Source organism: Xanthomonas sp. D-36-1 (genome assembly GCF_017746155.1).
In the GTDB taxonomy this organism is placed as follows: Bacteria; Pseudomonadota; Gammaproteobacteria; order Xanthomonadales; family Xanthomonadaceae; genus Xanthomonas; species Xanthomonas cissicola.
Window position 1 is genome coordinate 1 of sequence record NZ_JAGHWR010000149.1, and the last position, 797, is coordinate 797.

At 65.6% G+C, this 797-nt stretch carries 1 protein-coding gene and 1 pseudogene; one reads left to right on the forward strand and one right to left on the reverse strand.

The features are described 5' to 3' along the window. Window positions 1-21: 21 nt before the first annotated feature. A pseudogene (locus J7367_RS22175) lies at window positions 22-291 on the forward strand (hypothetical protein); the annotation flags it as partial. Window positions 292-438: 147 nt separating this feature from the next. Here the strand turns inward: J7367_RS22175 and J7367_RS22180 are convergent. Further along, window positions 439-645: a hypothetical protein gene (locus J7367_RS22180; RefSeq protein ID WP_042674662.1), complete on the reverse strand. Its 207-nt coding sequence runs from the start codon at window positions 643-645 to the stop codon at window positions 439-441. Window positions 646-797: the final 152 nt, after the last annotated feature.

Consider the following 797-nt stretch of genomic DNA (forward strand, 5'->3'; position numbering starts at 1 on the left):
TAATGGGCGGGGGGATTACCTCTGCACCAGCGGATTGCACGGCACGCCGGCTACTTCCAGGCCACCGCGCCGCAGGGCGAGCAGGCACGCAAGTTCGCGCTGGTGCAGCAGCAGCTGGGCAAGTATCTGGCACAGCACCGCCAGGCCAATCGCGCCCTGCACGAGGGCGATCTGCAATACGCACAAGCCTTGTCGCTGGGCCATAGCGGCGATACCCGCCATGTCTTGTGGGCCCAACTGCAGAGCCTGCAGCAATCGGTCGCCAGCGTGAACGTTGCGCAGCGCAACTGAGCCGCTGCAGGCAACGCAAGGTGGCCACGAGCGACCGGGCAACATCACGGGCGGTACGCTGCGCTTCACGCTAACCGTCACGCCTTGTGCGGCTGAGGTAATCGGCCAAACGCCTGCACACCACGCCGGGCCGCCTGCCGCTGCGGGTCACGCCGTGCCCGATGCTCGATGCTGCATGCGCAGCGCCTCCACCAAGATGCTGAGCGCCCCCACCACATTGCCTGATGAATTCGCCAGGCAGATGTGAGCCGTTCGATGCTCGCCGATAGCGCAACCGCCACCGTTGCGCGCGCCGTCGGCGATCGCGTCACCGCATGTCTTCCAGGCGCGCTGTGATGCCCAGCGCGCTGCCATTGCATCGGGTACGCAGCGCGCCATGCCAGCGCGTTGACGCGCTGAGCAAACTCAGACCATTCGCACATGGCCTCCGCCATACGTCGTCCGCAACCCTGCGGTGTGTCCGGCTCAACATTTTCGGAGTCGGGTCGCTAAGGAAGGTCTGATCA